The sequence below is a fragment of the Peribacillus sp. TH27 genome (assembly GCF_016650915.1).
Classification (GTDB): domain Bacteria; phylum Bacillota; class Bacilli; order Bacillales; family DSM-1321; genus Peribacillus; species Peribacillus butanolivorans.
In genome coordinates, this window is record NZ_JAEKEV010000002.1 from 568,940 (window position 1) to 588,075 (window position 19,136).

Annotated in this window: 16 protein-coding genes; 4 read left to right on the forward strand and 12 right to left on the reverse strand. The window is 37.2% G+C overall.

Annotation, left to right across the window (positions count from 1 at the left end):
* Positions 1-84: 84 nt before the first annotated feature.
* The 10 genes from JFU24_RS04230 to JFU24_RS30070 form a co-directional block, all read right to left on the reverse strand.
* Positions 85-1,470 (reverse strand): MFS transporter, encoded by a 1,386-nt coding sequence (locus tag JFU24_RS04230; protein WP_201249549.1) that lies wholly within the window; start codon positions 1,468-1,470, stop codon positions 85-87.
* A 517-nt stretch (positions 1,471-1,987) separates the two neighbouring features.
* The gene (locus JFU24_RS04235; protein WP_162878834.1) at positions 1,988-2,134 is read right to left on the reverse strand and encodes a hypothetical protein; all 147 of its coding nucleotides are present in this window, start codon (positions 2,132-2,134) and stop codon (positions 1,988-1,990) included.
* Positions 2,135-2,206: 72 nt separating this feature from the next.
* Positions 2,207-3,499: a Glu/Leu/Phe/Val family dehydrogenase gene (locus JFU24_RS04240; protein WP_201180865.1), complete on the reverse strand. Its 1,293-nt coding sequence runs from the start codon at positions 3,497-3,499 to the stop codon at positions 2,207-2,209.
* A 409-nt stretch (positions 3,500-3,908) separates the two neighbouring features.
* A complete protein-coding gene (locus JFU24_RS04245) occupies positions 3,909-5,231 on the reverse strand; it encodes an MFS transporter (RefSeq protein WP_053345801.1) in 1,323 nt (440 codons plus the stop codon).
* Positions 5,232-5,315: 84 nt separating this feature from the next.
* On the reverse strand, positions 5,316-5,576 hold the full coding sequence (locus tag JFU24_RS29780) for a hypothetical protein (RefSeq protein ID WP_207203196.1): 261 nt from the start codon (positions 5,574-5,576) through the stop codon (positions 5,316-5,318).
* Between the two features lie 186 nt (positions 5,577-5,762).
* Entirely contained in the window at positions 5,763-7,022 is a 1,260-nt protein-coding gene (hutI, locus tag JFU24_RS04255; RefSeq protein WP_201249550.1) for an imidazolonepropionase, read from the reverse strand.
* The gene (gene hutU, locus JFU24_RS04260; protein ID WP_201180870.1) at positions 7,019-8,698 is read right to left on the reverse strand and encodes a urocanate hydratase; all 1,680 of its coding nucleotides are present in this window, start codon (positions 8,696-8,698) and stop codon (positions 7,019-7,021) included. The genes hutI and hutU overlap by 4 nt, the downstream gene beginning before the upstream one ends.
* Before the next feature lie 193 nt (positions 8,699-8,891).
* Positions 8,892-10,361 (reverse strand): response regulator transcription factor, encoded by a 1,470-nt coding sequence (locus tag JFU24_RS04265; RefSeq protein ID WP_201224742.1) that lies wholly within the window; start codon positions 10,359-10,361, stop codon positions 8,892-8,894.
* A 505-nt stretch (positions 10,362-10,866) separates the two neighbouring features.
* Positions 10,867-11,469, reverse strand: coding sequence for an MFS transporter (locus tag JFU24_RS30065; RefSeq protein WP_242485273.1), 603 nt, complete (start codon positions 11,467-11,469; stop codon positions 10,867-10,869).
* Positions 11,463-12,185, reverse strand: a complete 723-nt coding sequence (locus tag JFU24_RS30070; protein ID WP_242485274.1) for an MFS transporter — start codon at positions 12,183-12,185, stop codon at positions 11,463-11,465. The genes JFU24_RS30065 and JFU24_RS30070 overlap by 7 nt, the downstream gene beginning before the upstream one ends.
* Before the next feature lie 489 nt (positions 12,186-12,674).
* On the opposite strand from JFU24_RS30070, the gene JFU24_RS04275 reads away from it, so the two are divergent.
* The 3 genes from JFU24_RS04275 (at position 12,675) to JFU24_RS04285 (ending at position 15,427) form a co-directional block, all read left to right on the forward strand.
* On the forward strand, positions 12,675-13,172 hold the full coding sequence (locus tag JFU24_RS04275) for a TetR/AcrR family transcriptional regulator (protein WP_201249551.1): 498 nt from the start codon (positions 12,675-12,677) through the stop codon (positions 13,170-13,172).
* 270 nt (positions 13,173-13,442) lie between these two features.
* On the forward strand, positions 13,443-14,873 hold the full coding sequence (locus JFU24_RS04280) for an FAD-binding oxidoreductase (RefSeq protein WP_201180873.1): 1,431 nt from the start codon (positions 13,443-13,445) through the stop codon (positions 14,871-14,873).
* Complete coding sequence (locus JFU24_RS04285; RefSeq protein WP_201180874.1) at positions 14,870-15,427, forward strand: MFS transporter; 558 nt, start codon at positions 14,870-14,872, stop codon at positions 15,425-15,427. The genes JFU24_RS04280 and JFU24_RS04285 overlap by 4 nt, the downstream gene beginning before the upstream one ends.
* Positions 15,428-15,688: 261 nt before the next feature.
* On the opposite strand, the gene JFU24_RS04290 is transcribed toward JFU24_RS04285, so the two are convergent.
* Positions 15,689-16,573, reverse strand: coding sequence for a DMT family transporter (locus JFU24_RS04290; RefSeq protein WP_201249552.1), 885 nt, complete (start codon positions 16,571-16,573; stop codon positions 15,689-15,691).
* Positions 16,566-17,534 carry a DMT family transporter gene (locus tag JFU24_RS04295; protein WP_201249553.1) on the reverse strand — a complete coding sequence of 323 codons (969 nt, stop codon included), beginning with the start codon at positions 17,532-17,534 and terminating at the stop codon, positions 16,566-16,568. Before JFU24_RS04295 ends, JFU24_RS04290 begins: the two co-directional genes overlap by 8 nt.
* A 116-nt stretch (positions 17,535-17,650) precedes the next feature.
* On the opposite strand from JFU24_RS04295, the gene JFU24_RS04300 reads away from it, so the two are divergent.
* Positions 17,651-18,994 carry an aminotransferase-like domain-containing protein gene (locus tag JFU24_RS04300; protein ID WP_201180877.1) on the forward strand — a complete coding sequence of 448 codons (1,344 nt, stop codon included), beginning with the start codon at positions 17,651-17,653 and terminating at the stop codon, positions 18,992-18,994.
* The last annotated feature ends 142 nt before the right edge of the window (positions 18,995-19,136 follow it).

The window sequence follows — 19,136 nt, forward strand, 5'->3', positions numbered from 1 at the left end:
CTCCTCTCCTTTCGAAAATATATTCAAGATTAAACAAGGAGACGATAGTAACGCTTTTTCTCAATTATTTACTAGAAAATAATCTTATGTTATTTTCTTATTTTCTGTAAAGAGAATATTAGTTCCCTTCGGAGAGTTACCCGCTTCAAGCAAAGGGTCACTTGCTTCATGTAAGGAAAGATTCTTCGTTTCAGGTGCCCAGGCAATCGATACAATCAAACCGATTAGCAGAACTACAGCCATACCAATCATTGAAGTACCCAATCCAAATGAATTTAGACTAATAGGCAGCAGAAATGTTCCAATTGCAGAACCAATCCGACTAATTGCTGTTACCATACCTATTCCAGATCCACGAATCTCAGTTGGAAAAAGCTCTGCTGGGTATACTAATGTAAGGTTTGATGCTGCTGACATGAAAAAAGTAAAGATCAAGAAGGCTATCAACATTAAGAACTGAGAACCATTGTGTAAGAAGCTGAGTGAAAACAATGAAACAGTAAGGATTGTAAAAGCCCCGATGGTAAATCCTCTACGTGAAAATTTCGCAAGCAACCAAAGACCAACAATTGCCCCAACAAGCAAGAATAGATTTAACATTGTATCGGCAAAAAAGTTTTGTTCAAAACCCATTGTACTTAGTATGGACGGTAGAAAGGTGTAGATTGCAAAGTACGGAATAACAAGAGTTAATTTGAATATTCCACCAAAAGCCAAACGCTTACGAAGCTTTTTACTGAAAAGCCCACGAAATCCTAGAGTCTTTTGATTTTCAGCACTAGTAGTCGTTTCTCCCATTTCAACGTTCGATCCAAGGTGTTTCTTTACAATCTGGCGAGCTTCTTCGACACGCCCCATGCTGACAAGCCATCTTGGTGATTCAGGCGTTCCTATCCGTAAGATTAAAACCACAATAGCGGGAATAGCAGCACTAACAAGCATCCAACGCCATGAGTCTGAACCAACCTGTCCCAAGTAATGACCCACAAAGTTTGATGCTACATATCCAAGCGTCCATACTACGTTTATAGACGCGAGGAGCGAGGAGCGATACTTTTTTGGTGAAAACTCGGCGAGTAAAGTCGTACCGACAGCGTAATCTCCTCCAAGTCCAAAACCAATTAGTAACCGTAAAATCAAAAGCTCTTCTGGACTACTAACAAAAAATTGTAAAATAGTAGCAATCGTGATAAGTAAAAAGTTTACGAGAAAGATTTTCTGTCTGCCTATACGATCAGAAAGCCTTCCAAGTACCAAAGCTCCCGCAAAAAGACCGACTAATGCAGAACTTCCGATCAATCCCGTCCACATTGCATTTAGCTCCAATTGAGGACCAAGTACTGTCAGAGCCATCGCGATGATTCCAAGTGAATAACCATCACAGAAGCTTGATCCAAAAGTAAGGCCAGCAATACGAAAATGAAACTTTTTAAATGGTGCATCGTCAATCGTGAATTTTTGTTCGCTCAAAGAATCCCCTCCATTTTTAGATTTTTCAGATATATCAACTTAAAAAAATACTTTACAATGAAATATCAGTTAGGACATATTCCAACAAAATCACTAAATTTTCCGGCCTCCGCAACAACTAATTCAAAATGAATAATCTATATACAAAATGCCAACTCCAGCATGCTGTACTATACATTCATTATTTCACCATTTGTTATCGCTTTGATATATTTTTACCTCCTAGCTATGAACCTAATTTTATTATGAAAATCTCACAAAAAATATTATAAATTAATGATTATCTTATTATTTATATTATAATATTATATTTCTATTGTATTTTTATTAAAAAACACAAAACATTTATAAATATAAACACTTATAACGAAAATTTCGCTAGTATTATCTCTTTTGTGCCAAACTAATGTAACTCAAGTATTATAGATTTCATCATTTTGCAAATACTTTCAACTATCCTCAATTTTCTATAAAAGAGTCTTCTACCAAATCACCTATGGAACCGAAACTATCATGATTAAGCTAAACAATAATCATTGAAATAAATGACTTCACTAAGGATTTTACACCCTTGTATTCTCTCGAATTTTGCCCGTGCTTCCTTTTCAGTGTCATACTCAAACATTTTTATACTGTTCTTCGCATGGACAGTGATTATCCACATAAAAATTCCCTCCCCTTAGAAGATTTTATTTTAAACCCCTTATTTTCCTATTTAAATAGAGATTTTCACATTTTATACCCAGCCACGGAAAGACGAAGCTTCAGCCGACTTTTTAATTCCAACCATATAGGCGGCTAAACGCATATCCACTTTATAAACCTGTGCGTTTTGATATATATTTTCAAAAGAATCAATCATTACTTTACGCAGTTTTTCAACAACCTCTTCCTCTGACCAATAATACCCTTGATTATTTTGAACCCATTCGAAGTAAGAAACAGTTACCCCACCGGCACTTGCCAATATATCCGGAACAAGGAGGACTCCTCTTTCATCCAATATTTTGGTTGCTTCGAGGGTTGTTGGCCCATTTGCTGCCTCCACCACAATCGATGCCTTAATACGATGGGCATTTTGTGCTGTAATCTGGTTTGAAATAGCTGCCGGTACAAGAATGTCACATTCTTTTTCAAGTAATTCTTGATTCGTAATAACATTGGTAAATAAGTTCGTTACTGTTCCAAAACTATCACGTCGATCAATCAAATAATCAATATCAAGTCCTTTTGGATCATAAAGAGCACCATTTGCATCAGAAATGCCGATCACCATAGCTCCTGCATTATGCATAAATTTTGCCAGAAAGCTCCCTGCATTCCCAAAGCCTTGAATAATGATGCGTGCACCATGTAAGTCAATGCCTTTTTTCTTTCCCGCTTCTTCAATGCAAATAGTTACGCCACGTGCAGTAGCCGTTTCACGACCTTGTGACCCTCCTAATACAATCGGTTTTCCTGTTATAAATCCAGGAGAATCGAATTCTCGAAGGCGGCTGTACTCATCCATCATCCACGCCATTATTTGAGAATTCGTATACATATCAGGTGCTGGTATATCTTTTGTAGGGCCAACAATTTGGCTAATAGCACGAACATATCCACGACTTAATCTCTCAAGTTCTCCAAACGACATTACCCTTGGGTCGCAAATAATACCACCTTTTCCCCCGCCGTAAGGAAGATCAGTAATGCCGCACTTTAAACTCATCCAAATGGATAATGCTTTTACCTCATTTTCATTTACTTCTGGATGGAAGCGAACGCCTCCTTTCGTAGGTCCTACAGCATCATTATGTTGAGAACGGTAGCCGGTGAAAACTTTAACAGAACCATCGTCCATTTTGACAGGTATACGAACTGTCAGCATTCGAAGAGGCTCTTTTAATAATTCAAATAATTCGTTTGAGTAACCTAGTTTATTCAGCGCCTCTTTGATGACCGTTTGTGTTGAAAGAAATAAATCGAGTGATTCATTTTCCTTTTTCTGTTCCTCGGATAAGCTCTCCGAAGTCTTTATAATTGACATGATATCCACCCCATTATTAGTAATTAAATTTATCCCTCGTTGTCTTTTCTATTGCAGTGGAGGATTAAACCTATTTAGAAAAACAATTTTGAGACGCATCATACAAATAGAACATTTGCTTTATGTCTCGTACTAATCCATGAAGCGGAAATCAAGAGAAAGGATGTGTATAGGATTGTCAAAAAAGAAACCATCCAATGCAACATCCACTTATCTTGGATTAAGAAGCTAATCCAACCTCTCTTATATCAATATTTATTGTTTCTCTTTTAGCATCATCTTACAAAAAAGGAGCAATCGCCGTAACCATTGCTCCTTTTAAGCTGTAAGTTCTTATTTATTGGTCTTAATCTCTTCTTTCTAATTTACTTTCTTTGTTGAAACCCTATTTCCTAGAAAGACTATGTTTTTAACTGACCATATCATTGGTTGATTTAGACGAGTTACTTTGTTTACCTGGTTTCACAAAAACCATGGCTATCATTCCTATTGTTACTGCAATGGATGCTGCAATAAACATTGCATTATATCCATGTTTTGCTACAAGACTTCCTGTTAGGGTCGGTGCAATAATAGTAGCTAGATTCGCAATAAAATGAGTTACTCCCCCAAAAGTTCCTGCTTTATTTGGCTCTGTATCAAGAACAACAATCCAATAGATAGAATTTGGTAAATAATTAAAGGCATTGCCTATACACATTAATGCAAGTACTGCCGCTGCACTCTCAACAGTTGGGATCAACATAAAACAAACAGCTGTACAAAATAAGGAAACTACTGTGAACCAAGATCTAGCAATACGTAAATTCCCTGTTTTTCTACGTAATATATCCGAGATTTTACCACCTAATAATCCAGTGATAATAGCTCCTACCCAGGGAATCATACCAATATATGAAAGAGATGAAAGTGAATAATTAAATTCATCTTGCAGATATTTGGGAGTCCATGTAAGTAATAAAATATTTACATATAAAAAGGCAAAATATCCAATGGCATTCATTACTAACGTAGGGTTTTTAAAAAAATGGTACCACGGTACATTTATTTGTTCGTCTAATTTCGTTTCGCCTTTAATTAATATATCTGCTCTTCGAATTTCTTCTAGTTCGGTTTTCGAGACTCTTGGATGATCTTCAGGTAGGTTTGTAAATACTTTGTTCCAAATTACTACCCAAATAAAACCTAATAAACCGAGAATAACAAATGTTACTTTCCAGTTAGTGAATGTTAGAAGACCTACTACGATGGGTGCAGTAATTAATGCTCCAATTGGCGTCCCAACTAATCCAAGTGCTACAGCAAACCCTTTTTCTTTAGGAGATACCCAGTTTGCCATAGTTCGGTTCATTGTTGATAAGGTAGGTCCTTCAGCGAACCCAAATAAAACACGAAACACCGCAAATCCTGCCAATGCAGAACCTCCAAATAATGCTGCACCTATATGACCTGCGAATATTGTCCCAATTTCAAAAAAAGACCATGTAGTTCCAGCAATGATCCACATAAATTTAGGACCTTTCTTATCTGCTAAAGCACCACCAAATAGCGCTCCGAATATATAACCATATCCAAAATATCCTAAGATTGCTCCCCAACTTACTGGATCTAAATTGAACTCCTTGATGATTTCAGCTTGGGCATATGAAAGTGCACCTCTATCAATATAATTTATGATTGTAATAAGAATAATCATAAAAATAATAAAATAACGATATTTATTTCTCAACATGTAGTTCCCCCTTGATGTGTGATAGAGAAGTGACGAATACTTACTGATTTTAAACATAAAAACAGTAATCATAAGACCCTTTATCTAGTCTGTATTATGCAACCTGTAATAAATTGCGACCATGCATACCCTGACTTTGACTGTTTCGGCACCCTTATAGGCTTTGCTCGGATCAAGACAGACGAAATCAATTTGCATGACAATCGGGTGCTGGCCAATATCTAGTAAAATATCAATCAACTCATTAGCTGGCATTCCACCATGGGTAGAAGCATGTACACCCAGCGCAGCTAAAATATCAAGTATATCTCCTGCATTGACAATTCGGAATTCTGTTAGATCCACTTTTTCATCCAAGTTGTAGGCAACAAAGCCTTTTCATATCCGCCGAAATTCCAGCGGATATAAAGAGGCTCCTGATACACTGATTGAGGACCGTGAAATGGGTGCTCCATAAAGGATAAGGTAAGGCGTATCTTCTTCTGGTACATTCCAAGATCATCAGGCTTTTGAAGCCATTCTTTCTCTATATTATTTCACCACTTGTACGCCTTTTTTCCATACGGACTTAACGTGGTTAACTCCAAATAAATATTGCAATTCCTGATAGTTTTCTACATTCCATAAAACAACATCTGCTTGTTTTCCGACTTCCAGCGATCCTACCTTTTCCTGCCTATTGATCGCACAGGCAGCATTGTATGTCGCCGCCGTTAATGCTTCTGCTGGGGTGAGCCGCATCGAGATGCATGCTAGATTCATAACCAGGGGCATAGAAGTCGTCGGTGAGGACCCGGGATTGCAATCCGTCGAAATGGCCACCGCTACACCTTCATCTATCATCCGTCTTCCTGCAGCCGCCTCTTCACGTAAATACAGCGCTGTTGCTGGAAGGAGGCAGGCAATCGTTCCTGATTTGGCCATATCTTGAATGCCCTCTTCTGAAGCTTTCAATAAATGCTCGGCTGAAATAGCTCCTATTTTCGCAGCTAATTCTGCGCCACCATAAGACTCAATTTCATCAGCATGAATTTTAGGAATCAAACCGTAATTTTTTCCCGCCTCTAGAATCCGCTCCGATTGTTCAGGTGTAAACACGCCTTTTTCACAAAATACATCATTAAACTCTGCCAGCTTTTCGTTTGCTACAATGGGAAGCATTTCATTAATCAAATGATCGACAAAGTCATCTTCACGACCTTTAAACTCATTCGGCACCGCATGTGCTCCCATAAAAGTTGGAACAAGATCAATATGGTGCTTTTCCTGAAGCTTTTTCATCACACGCAACTGTTTCAACTCGGTTTCCAGATTCATACCGTAACCGCTTTTCCCTTCCACCGTTGTCACACCATGAGCGAGAAACGAATCAAGTCGACGTATGGTTTGTTCCATCAATTCTTCTTCACTTGCTTCCCTTGTCATACGGGTGGTTGCATGGATACCGCCACCCGCATTCATAATGTCCATATATGTTGCACCTTCAAGACGCATTTCAAATTCACTTGCTCGACTCCCGCCATATACAACATGCGTATGGGGATCCACTAGACCCGGTGTTACAAGGTAGCCAGACGCATCGAAAACTTCAGCTTCATGCAATCTATCTGCATAAAGCTCCTCTATTTCTTTAGTCGTACCGACAGCTTGAATCAAACCATTTTCCATCCACAAGCTGCCATCTTCGATCAATCCAAGGTCAGACATAGCCTCTTTTGAACGGGGACCTTTTTTTACTGATGCAAGAGTAGCGAGATTTGCTGCATATTTTATCCAAATTGGTTTTGTCATGACTTATCTTTTCCTTTATCAAGCATTGGGATATTAATTCCTTTTTCACGAGCAGTTTTCTCTGCCAATTCATATCCTGCATCCACATGTCGCACTACACCCATACCCGGGTCTGTTGTTAATACACGTTCAATGCGAGCCCCTGCTTCTTTTGTACCGTCAGCCACAATAACCACACCTGCATGAAGTGAGTAACCCATTCCTACTCCACCGCCGTGATGTACGGATACCCAGGTAGCTCCACCGACTGCGTTAACCATGGCATTTAAAATTGGCCAGTCAGCTACCACATCTGATCCGTCTTTCATAGCTTCAGTTTCACGATTTGGCGAAGCAACAGAGCCTGAATCCAGATGATCACGCCCAATTACTATTGGTGCCTTTAATTCTCCGCTCGCGACCATATCATTTAGAATTTTTCCGAAACGGGCACGCTCGCCATACCCCAGCCAGCAAATCCTAGAAGGGAGGCCTTGGAATTGAATTTTTTCCTGAGCCATTTTAATCCAATTGCATAAATGTTCATTATCTGCAAATTCACGTAAAATCGCCTGATCTGTTTTATATATGTCTTCAGGATCTCCAGACAGTGCTACCCAACGGAAAGGACCTTTTCCTTCACAGAATTGTGGGCGGATATAAGCTGGAACAAATCCAGGGAAGTCAAATGCATTTTCCACCCCTTCATCTTTCGCCACTTGTCTAATGTTATTACCATAGTCAAACGTCACTGCACCTTTTTCCATCATTTCAAGCATTGCTCTAACATGTTTGGCCATAGAAGCTTTAGAGCGTTTTACATACTCTTCTGGATTCGATTTGCGCAATTCAGCTGCTGCTTCAAATGACATACTTGAAGGTGTATAACCGTTTAGTGGGTCGTGTGCAGATGTTTGATCGGTTAACACGTCCGGGATAAAGTTACTAGCAATCATTTCAGGAAGAATGTCAGAAGCATTCCCAATCAGACCAATGGATAAAGCTTTTCCTGCTTGTTTTGCTTCTATAGCTAAACGGATAGCCTCTTCTAATGAATCCGTTTTCACATCCGTGTAACGAGTTTCAATTCTCCGGTCAATTCTTGTTTCATCTACATCAATTCCGATACAGACACCGCCGTTCATTGTTACGGCTAGCGGCTGTGCCCCACCCATACCGCCAAGACCCGCAGTTACTGTGATAGTGCCTCTTAAAGTATTATTGAAATGCTGCTTCGCTAGCTCCGCGAATGTTTCGTAAGTTCCTTGTACAATTCCTTGAGAACCGATATATATCCAGCTGCCAGCTGTCATTTGTCCATACATCATCAACCCTTTTTTATCGAGTTCATGGAATGTTTCCCAATTTGCATAAGCCGGGACAATGTTCGAATTTGCAATAAGTACACGTGGTGCATCGGTATGAGTTTTAAAAATAGCCACCGGTTTTCCAGATTGAACAAGTAAAGTTTCATTGTCTTCCAGTTCTTTCAGTGATTTGACAATTGCATCAAAGCACTCCCAGTTACGAGCTGCTTTTCCAATTCCACCGTATACCACAAGATCTTCTGGGCGTTCAGCTACTTCTGGATCTAAATTATTCATCAACATTCGAAGAACGGCCTCTTGTTGCCACCCTTTTGTATTCAAATCTGTACCTTCATATCGTATAACCTTGTTTTTTGTATTAGCATTCATTTTTTACAGCCTCCTTGATGTGTTATATTTTCATTTTAAACTAAAAATTCAAATAATTTATTATAATTTAATGATATTTTTATGAATTGTTTTCATATTTTTTTATTTGTTTTATATTTTTATAAACAATTTCATTTTTTTCATTTGTAGCCCAATAAAAAAAACGATTCAGTATTAGCTGAATCGCCTTTTTTCATAATCCAGACCGATAAGCAGATGGTGTACACGCTTCAAGCAGTTTGAATTTTGCATTAAAATATGTTTGATGTGAATAACCCGTTAATTGTGCAATTTCTTCCAATGATAAATCCGATTCCTTTAATAGACGTTTAGCCTCTCTAATTCGAACTTGATGCAGGGTATTGCGAAAAGACTGACCGGATTCGGCTGCAAAACGACGGCTTAGAGTGCTTTTATTAATACGAAGCGCATCAGCGCATGTTGATAAACTCCATTGGGCATCCCAATAGTTAGACTCAATTAACTCCCTTGCTTTTTCCACAAGTGTGCGCGCCCCATTTTGTAATTGCTCATGGTCCTGAAGAAGCAAACGGGTGGTAAACATAAGCAGCTCTTTAACAATTTGATAAATAACTGGTTTATGTACTATTTGCTGAAAAACTTCATGATAGATTGCTTCTAAAGAAGAGTTTTGGAGGTTGTATGATTTCATATGTCTCCTGATTTGTGCAAGAACACTTGTAAGGCGAATGCGAACTATTTCAGGGTCAGGGTATGGTTGCTGAAAAGTCAGAAATTCATGCTCGACCCAATTCCTAATCGCTTTCGTATCTCGTCTTTCAAGCATTTCAATCCATTGCCGTTGTTCCAGAGGAGTGAGAAATGGATCCATCTCTTGAGAGGACATTTGTTGACTTTCTGCTAAAATAATATCATAACCTTCGAAAAAAATTCGCCTCGTCAATTCACGAGTTTGCTGGTATGTATTTTTTAACGAATCATCTGAAGTTGCTACTTTGATTATTATGGCAAGAGGCTCATCCATACGTTCTTTCCAGTGAGCAAGAAACGCTTGATACTCTTCCTTATATACATCGACTTCCTTAGTTTCCTGGACGCATAAAATAAAATCCGATAACGCAAATATTTGATTATTGCCGGTAAAAGAATAACGTTGTAATTCATCATAAACTAAAGGAAGCGTGTTATGATGAGGTGTCAAAAATGCGACCATCGTTAACCTACTGTTATGTCTCCGCTCTGTCAAAAAGAAATCAGGGTAACCGATGGCCAACGTATTCTCTACTTCCATTGTGTTATTTGAGAGATAACCTTGACCGTTTCTCAATTGATAACGTAATTGTTGAATATGTTTTACTAAGTCTACAGAAGAAAAAGGACGGAATAAAACATCTTCCGCACGAAAACGAAGCGCTCGATATGCAGTTTGAAAGATTCGCTCAGATGAAACTCCTAACCATCGAATACCTCGTTGCTTTAACTTAACACCCAACATCTCACTTTCACTCGTCCATAAATCCATATCCAAAATGACGAATTCTGGTTGTTGATTTTGCATACCCACTTCAAATTCCTCAATTGTTTTCCACAGAATCAATCGAACTCCAGTAAGATGAGACTCCACTATCCACCGGATTCCTTGAGCTTCTATCTCATCTTTTGCCACCAAATGGATTTCCACATTATTCCCTCATCTCTTCTTGCATTTACTTTCATCAAGGAAACGTACCTATACATTAAAGTCGCCTTTAAAAGAAAATGAATAATACAATTATTTTCTAAGAAGCTTTCACCTTTCCTTCAATTCTATTCCACACAGAATGTTAAGAACAAGTCTTGTTGAGCAGCTTCATCCATTCGGATTTATTAAAAGTTTTTACAGAAGGAACTAACATTAAGAGCAACCACTGAAGATAACTGCTATCTTACAAAGACTTACCATTAATCTAAATACGAGTCATTGTTCGTTCATGAGTTTCTTATTCTTAGTATATTAACTGTCTTTCCAAGTTTTCAATTCACGCTTTCTAAAAAATGGGTGGGGCAGTAAAAGAGCTTGTTCTTTCTTTACGATACAACTATATTAAAAAATAAAAAGAAACACCAGAGAAAAATCTTACACTTTTCAATGGTGTTTCTTTTTATATCCCTTTTAAGGCACACAATTTAATTTTCATTTAAATCAGTTATAATTGATTAATATTGACTTCAACTTCTTTTACGATGTTTTCATCTGAAGCACTTGTCAATTTTAATGATAATAGGGTGATGACTCCTATTACAAGTAATCCAGATAAGATAAACATACCTTGAGTAAAAGCAACAGTTCCGAGAATCATCGGTCCTACAAAACCGCCTAAAGCCGCAAATGAATTGACTAGGGCTATTCCAACTGGTGCAGTGGATTCAGTGAAGAAAAAGGTCATATATGCAAAGAAACATCCACTGAAACCGTATAACCCGAAAGATGTAATCGTTAACATAAGCACCATCATAAAGACACTATCAGAAAAGCCGCACCCAATAAAACCGATAACTGCTATCATGAGACAAACGAGCAAGTGTGATTTATGTGCATTGGTCCGATCTGAATTCCAGCCTACAAACATAACGGCAGGTATCCCGACTAACGATGGAATCATCGCTAACCATCCAATTTCTAAATTGGTTGTTGCATTTTCCGATAAAGATTTTATGATGGTTGGAATCCAGAATGACAATCCATAGATAGATGTGTACCCTGCGAAATAGAAAAGTGCCAACTTCCATATTTTCGAATCTTTCAGCATATCAAGCTTGTGACTTTATTTATTTTCGAGCTTAGTTTTCTTTCCGCACTCAATTCCCCTTCTAACCAATCACTTTCTTCCTTAGATAACCATTTAGCGTTAGTCGGTCTATTAGTTAAATAGAAAACAACAACAATTCCAATAATAATGGCTGGAATGCCCTCAAGGATGAACATCCATCTCCAGCCTGCCATACCAAACCAGGAAATATTGTCAAGAATCCACGTCGACACAGGCGCACCAATCAATCCGCCTATCGGTAAGGCTAAAAGCAAAACCGCTGTTGCCCGTCCTCTTTCGCGGGCCCTGAACCAATAAGTTAAATACAAAATTATACCAGGAAAAAAACCCGCTTCGGCGACACCTAATAAAAAACGGAGAATGTATAAATGCATCGTTGTTTGTGCAAAACCTGTTAATATTACCACGAGTCCCCACGAAATCATTATACGGGCAATCCACATCCGAGCTCCCACTTTATGCATGATCATGTTGCTTGGAACTTCAAAAAAGAAATAGCCTATGAAGAAAATACCAGAAAGCAATCCAAAAACTTCAGCGGATAAGGCTAATTCAGCATTCATTTGTAAAGCAGCATAGCCTAAATTGACCCTGTCCAAGTAAGCAATGATATAAAGGATCAAGATAAATGGAAGAATCCGTTTCATCGTTTTACTGATCGTTCTTTTCTCTATTTCACCACTGGAATGATTCATGATTATTTCCTCCCTTTTCATGCTACTATTTCCCAAAAAATAATCCGTTTACTGCACATCTCTTTTCGTGCTTCCCGACTCTCTGGTTCATTCCTAGGACTATCAATTTATCCTGATACCACCTCCCTCCATTTACATATACTGAATCCAACAATATTATAAATACAATCCATATACTCAGGGCTAAAGAGGAATAAGCCTTTCTAGATGATAGTAACTGATTGTATAGGAATCTTCAGAAAAATCTAACGAACCTTATCACCAAATTCTTCTACTTTGAAAAACCTCCTATTTAAACTGAATGAACCTCCCCCATACTTATCTTGAATTTTGTAAACGCCTTCTAAATGTGCAAAATGCAATTAAGAAAGCGTTGTGATTATTCATGATCTACGTTAGATTAAATAGACCAACAATCCTTTAACTAGACTGTAGTCTGATATTAAACTATATAGGAATATTCTGTCAATTTACATTTGGAGGTTTTTTATGATTGAACCCAGAAAGAAACAGCTTAGGGGAGAAAAGACTCGTGAAAAAATTTTAAAAATATCTTTAAAGCTATTTAGCGAAAAAGGTTATGATAAAGTTACCGTTGACGAAATCGTGAAAAAAAGCGGCACATCAAAAGGGTCATTTTATCAACACTTTTCAGCGAAATCGGACATCTTTTTAGTGAGATTCACAGAAGTCGATGATTACTATCGCGAAGTCTTCCGTTCGTTCCCAGTCGATATGGACCCTACCGAGAAATTGTTTATTTTCATACGCAAATTGATGCGTTTTCTGGAAGAAGAAATGGGCAAAGATTTAATGAAAGTGATTTACAGTTCCGCTTTAGATTCAAAAGAACATACTTACTTTTTAAATTCAAATCGCTCACTCGTCCAAATTATTCGTTCATTAATTGAAGAGGCGAAAGAACAAAACGACATTGGCACTGACCAATCAGTTAACGAAATTTCACAACTTATCACCCAAGCCTGATGGGAATCATCTATCATTGGGGATTAAACAACTCAGAACAAAGCTTGGAATCACTATCCATACCGCTAACCGAAACAATCATTAATGGGCTGAAAAGAACAAATACATAAATCAAAAGATTCATTTTCAAAAAATCTGACATTTAATTCAATATTAACCCCAATCTCATTGAATGGTCAGGGTAACTCCATTAATCTATAAAGTTCATACATTTTCATTATTTCACTTGAGTGTCAGACATTTTAAACGAGGAGTTTAAAGCCAGATATTATGAAACGATTTTTCTTTATCATCCTATATGCAATCTTATTTGGATTATCACTGCAGGCTTTTAATTTCAAGCTTGACCACCCTATTGCAGAAGATATCAGCCGGCTGATGCCCGTTAAAATGAAAGCGATAAAGGCAGAAGATAGTGAAGAAGCAATCAAAAAGGTCATTTTAGAAGCCGGAAAAAACGATGATCATATTTCCATTGCCGGAATGCAACATAGCCAAGGAGGACAGACATTATATCCAAATGGTATTCTGCTAGATATGAAACAATATGATAAAATACTTGATTTGGATGTAAAAGAAAAACGCATCACGGTCCAAAGCGGAGCAACCTGGGCTGTTCTCCAGGAATATATCAACCCATATGGACTTGCACTGAAGGTCAGTCAATCTCAAAATATTTTTACCATAGGCGGTTCTTTGAGCGTTAATGTCCACGGCCGCGATATTCGGCATCATGCCTTGATAGAAACTGTGGAGTCTTTTAGATTGCTAAACGCAAAAGGACAAATCCTAACAGTGAGCCGCAAAGAAAATTCGGAGCTCTTCTATTCGGTTATTGGCGGGTATGGTTTGTTTGGAGTAATACTCGACGTGACACTCCAACTTACCGATGACGAACTTTATAAAATTAAAACTAAATCACTCCATTATAATGAATATACGTCGTACTTTAAAAGAGATGTTCTTCAAAACGATGATGTTAAAATGCATCTGGCAAGAATATCCGTTGCTCCTGACTCCTATTTGGATGAAATGTATGTAACGGATTATTATAGGGCAACTGACCAAACACAGCTATCTAACTACAATACTCTCAAACGGGAAACGATCATCGCCGTGCCTAAATTCTTTCTTGGCCTCTCCCGTTATAATGACTGGGGTAAAAAAAGGTTTTGGGAAACTCAAGAAACCTACACGGCCAATATTGATGGTAACTTGATTTCCAGAAATAATGTGATGCGGTCTGACTCTGCTTTTATGGATTACAGCCACCCCTCCAAAACTGAAGTTCTTCAAGAATATTTCGTTCCGATTGATCAATTTGCTGATTATATCGATGATTTAAGAAAAACCTTATCTGATGAAAAAGAGTTTAATTTATTAAATATTACCATTCGTTATGTGGAACATAATGATGAATCACTCATGTCCTATGCCAAGGATGATATGTTCGCTCTTGTAATGCTCATCAATCAAGGTACAGATAACGAAAGTAAGGAAAATACGGGAAGGGTCATCCGTAACATGATTAATGTGACGCTTGACCATAACGGCAGCTACTATTTGCCCTATTATGGGTATCCAACAAAGACACAATTATTTGAAGCGTATCCGCGTACCGATGAATTCTTTCGATTAAAGAAGAAATATGATCCTGATAATCGCTTCATGAATCTTTTCTATAAGGAGTATCATCCATGAATTATAAACGTTTTGTTTTTTACCAAGGCACTGTTGGAATGGCTGCCAGCATGATTTTCCCTTTTTATATTTTACTAATTAAAAATGTAGGCACCAGTTATTCGCAATTCGGATGGGCATATGGAATATTCTCACTGACTGCAGCGCTTAGCTATCCTTTAATCGGAAAATTCACTGACAAAGCCGGTGACAAAGCATTTCTCCTTTTCTATTCATGGGGAATGGCACTAATCCTTCTTGCCTTTCCTCTCGCATATGAAATTTGGCATGTCTATCTCCTGCAGATCATAATGGGGCTCCTTGGAGCTGTACAAAAAAACACTGAAAAAACGGTACTTGCAAGATATGTTACGAAGACAACAGCGGGTGAGGAAATTGGAAACTACCATGTCTGGACATCCATAGGTGCTGCAGCTGCGGTGATTGCAACCGGATATTTAGTCGACTTTTTAACGATTGGCAGCATCTTTTACCTTGCATCCTTAATGTTTGCCTGGAGTGGATTTATTATAATGAAGATGGAGAAAAACACTTCACTATATAATGTAGAATAAATAAAAAATATAAGGATTTATTACTGGTTAGCGCTAATAAATCAGTTACCCCTTTAGTAGAAGAAGCATCTGCATTAACCTCAGCAGATGCTTCTTCTACTATATAAATCATTTGCGGATCAAAAAACAAAAAATGATCTTACAAAGATATATTAAACCTGCTCCCCTTTTCTCAATTTGTTTCGTTAAATATACGAATTCTAAAATTACTTTGTTTATAAGTATAAAGATAACGGACCAGAGCTCAAATAATATAAAAAACTACTTTCTTATCAACATGGTTATTATTTTTTCGTCTGATAAAACTAATGACATCATAATAACACCCATTCCAATCAACTGTTGAATAGACAACGCTTCATGTAAAAAGAAAAAGCCTAAAATCATTCCTATGACTGGCACAATATAATTACTAAATGACGTAAATAACGCGCCTTCTTGCCGAATCAGCCTATTAAATAATGCATAAACAACACCAGCGTGGAAAATGCCTAAAATGACTAAGTAAATAGATTGAGATCTTTCTAAATCCAATTCGAAAGATTGCTCAAACACAAGGGACATTGGGATGAGCATTGCACTGGCAATCAGTAATACATTTCTCATATGAATAACGGAAGATCCCTCGTTTAATTTCTCCAGGATAATCAATGATAATCCAAAACTCATAGTCGCTAATATCAATAGGATATTACCCTGAATGCTGTTGAAAAGATCTTGAAAACCGTGTGTTGGCCAGGAAAGAACGACAATACCGGCAAATCCGAATAGGATACCTGTAATCTCCGGCATTGTGCTTTTTCTTTTGAAAAATACTATTAAAAAGAGGATAGTAAAAACAGGAACCATTCCAATCAACATCGCTGCGACACTGCTAGGCACCGTTTTCTGGCCTTGTGCAATGAATGCAAATGGCAGTACAACCTCGAAAACCGCAATGATTATATACCATTTATAATAACTCTTATTTACTCTTCGCTCTTCTTTCGATAAAAAAAAGCCAATGAAGAGTAAACAGATACCACCTATACATGCTTTGATGGCTGACAAAGTAATAACCCCAACATCATCTATAACTAATGCAATAAAGAAGAATTGAGATCCCCATATACAGCTAATCAAGAGTAATAAAACATATTTATTCATTCACTTTACTCCCCTTTTTCATCAATGGATCGGCAATAGTCTTATTAATATGCTTTGACCGATTACTACCAAGATAGTTCGTGCCAATTACACCAACAAGAATAATCATCGCACCTACAACGTGATAATAGTAAATGGATTCATGTAAGAAAATCACCCCAGCTATGATCGTAATCAATGTTGCTAAATTACTAAAAACGCTCATTTTAGAGGCAGGTAATATAGATAATGCATAGTTTGATAAAAACCCAGTAAGCAGTGACGATAATGCACCAAGATATACGATTGAAATGAGAAATGAACTACTTACTAAGGGTAAAAAAAAGCTACTAATTGATTGGTTAATTATATGGTTGATGATGGCCATGCTATTAAAAGCAACAAAACCAAAGAACGTCATCACATAAGTTAACGTAAATAGTGAATATTGCTTTGTTAATGTCCTTGCTACCACATTATAGAAAGCTGCAGCAATTGAGGATAATAAGATCAGTATCGTTCCTTTCAAACTATGAGCCTCAAGTTGCAAGTCGTTCATGACAAAGATAAAGATAACCCCCATCACAGATAAATAAAGAAAAAATTTTTGACCTTTACCAGCATATTCTTTCAAAAATAATGAAGCTGATAATAACGTAAAAATTGGTATGGTCGCTTGGATAATACCCGCTTCTGAAGATGAAGTATAAACGAGACCAAACACTTGAAATGTAAAGAATAAAATTGGATAAAGGAACACCAACGGAAGAATTTTCAAAGTATCCTTTGCACTCATCTTCACTGAAGTCCTCCTATACAACAGCTTTAAAATTATAGCGATCAAAAAAGCCATCGTAAATCGATGTGCTAAAGTATCTAGCGGACTCGCTTCTATTAATGATATTTTTGTAAAGATAAATGAAAATCCAATAATAATGGCATATACTATCGCCGCAAAATAGGCTTTTTTTTGTTCTGACATATGCGTAAATCCTCCTTTTCATCACCCGTCCGGTTGTTAGTATCGTATTAAAAGTTCCACTACGATACAATACAAATAAGAAGCATCTGTAACGGTACAGTTTATAGGAGGTATACATGCTAAAATACGTAGCTTTGTTTAATGAATTTGAATCTCTCATCCAGAATGGACAGCTCAAAGCGGGCTTTAAACTCCCATCTATTCGTCAATTAAGCGATAAACATCAATGTAGTAAAAGTACAGTCTTGAAAGCCCTGCAAGAATTGGAAAAGAGGCATTTAATCTACTCGGTTCCTAAAAGTGGATATTATGTCGTGCAAAAAGAATTTGATGCTAAAAGTGAACCAACTTCGGAAATCGATTTTGTTACCTCCGCTCCTGCTTGGCATCAATTTCCGTATCATGACTTTCAACATTGTATCAACAAAGCCATCGATACCTATCAGCAAGAATTGTTTATCTATGGCACTCCAAAAGGACTACCCTCTTTAATTAAAGTGATTCAAAAACAATTAGAGCAATATCAGGTATTCGCAAAAGAAGAACAGATTTTCATTACTTCTGGCGTGCAACAAGCACTTTCCTTATTAACGTTCATCCCCTTTCCAAATGAGCGTACTCATATACTTGTGGAACAGCCCAGCTATCATCTATTTGTGGAACAATTGAAAGCGTACAAGATTTCCGTGCTAGGAATTCAAAGAACAGCAGAAGGTATTGATTTAGGGGAATTAGAGAGGATTTTTAGAAGTCAGGATATTAAATTTTTTTATACGATGCCTCGTTTTCATAATCCGTTAGGGACTTCTTACTCTAAAAAGGACAGAGAAGAGATACTAAAACTTGCTGTAAAGTATGGTGTTTATATTGTAGAAGATGATTATTTAGCAGATTTCGAAGAAAATTTGAAGGTAGACCCTATTTTTTCCGAGGATACTCATCACATGGTCATTTATTTAAAAAGTTTTTCTAAAATAATGTTTCCAGGATTACGCATAGGTGTCGCCGTATTGCCTAAATCATTAGTAGACAGCTTCCAACTTTATAAAAGAACAGCCGATATTGATAGTTCAATGATTTCACAAGCAGCCTTGGAAATCTACATAAAAAGCGGCATGTTTGAACGTCATAGAAACAAAGTACGTCTGTCCTATTTAATGCGTGCAAACTTGCTATATGATGCTCTAGAAAAGCACTCTACCCTAGGCTTTTATCGCCCAGCATCCATATGTATGAATTCTCATATCGTGCTACCTCATCGTTTAAATAGTGCTCACCTCATAAAAAACTTACAGAATCAACAAGTACTTGTAGAGACGATAGGTCAAAATTATATAGACGGCTTTCACCAAGAAAAAATATTAAAATTAAATGTGTCCAATACAAATATACAAAAGCTAGACCAAGGAATAGCTCTCATTTTTAAAGAATTGAATAACAAACAGAACTATTACCTATAAACTAACTTAAAATGCAGCTTTACATTTTGAAATATCATTTCAGGATAACATTTAAATTTGTGATTCTGAAAAAGCATGTGCAAAATGAGTACAAAGAAAGAGCCAATTTAGTATTGGCTCTCAACAAAGTTTTTCTTCCTAG

Coding starts and splice junctions, on each gene's coding strand:
- JFU24_RS04235 (WP_162878834.1), bottom strand. CDS start 2,134: ATGTGGATAATCACTGTCCATGCGAAGAACAGTATAAAAATGTTTGAG.
- JFU24_RS04240 (WP_201180865.1), bottom strand. CDS start 3,499: ATGTCAATTATAAAGACTTCGGAGAGCTTATCCGAGGAACAGAAAAAG.
- JFU24_RS04245 (WP_053345801.1), bottom strand. CDS start 5,231: ATGTTGAGAAATAAATATCGTTATTTTATTATTTTTATGATTATTCTT.
- hutI (WP_201249550.1), bottom strand. CDS start 7,022: ATGACAAAACCAATTTGGATAAAATATGCAGCAAATCTCGCTACTCTT.
- hutU (WP_201180870.1), bottom strand. CDS start 8,698: ATGAATGCTAATACAAAAAACAAGGTTATACGATATGAAGGTACAGAT.
- JFU24_RS30065 (WP_242485273.1), bottom strand. CDS start 11,469: ATGCTGAAAGATTCGAAAATATGGAAGTTGGCACTTTTCTATTTCGCA.
- JFU24_RS30070 (WP_242485274.1), bottom strand. CDS start 12,185: ATGAATCATTCCAGTGGTGAAATAGAGAAAAGAACGATCAGTAAAACG.
- JFU24_RS04275 (WP_201249551.1), top strand. CDS start 12,675: ATGATTGAACCCAGAAAGAAACAGCTTAGGGGAGAAAAGACTCGTGAA.
- JFU24_RS04280 (WP_201180873.1), top strand. CDS start 13,443: ATGAAACGATTTTTCTTTATCATCCTATATGCAATCTTATTTGGATTA.
- JFU24_RS04285 (WP_201180874.1), top strand. CDS start 14,870: ATGAATTATAAACGTTTTGTTTTTTACCAAGGCACTGTTGGAATGGCT.
- JFU24_RS04290 (WP_201249552.1), bottom strand. CDS start 16,573: ATGAATAAATATGTTTTATTACTCTTGATTAGCTGTATATGGGGATCT.
- JFU24_RS04295 (WP_201249553.1), bottom strand. CDS start 17,534: ATGTCAGAACAAAAAAAAGCCTATTTTGCGGCGATAGTATATGCCATT.
- JFU24_RS04300 (WP_201180877.1), top strand. CDS start 17,651: ATGCTAAAATACGTAGCTTTGTTTAATGAATTTGAATCTCTCATCCAG.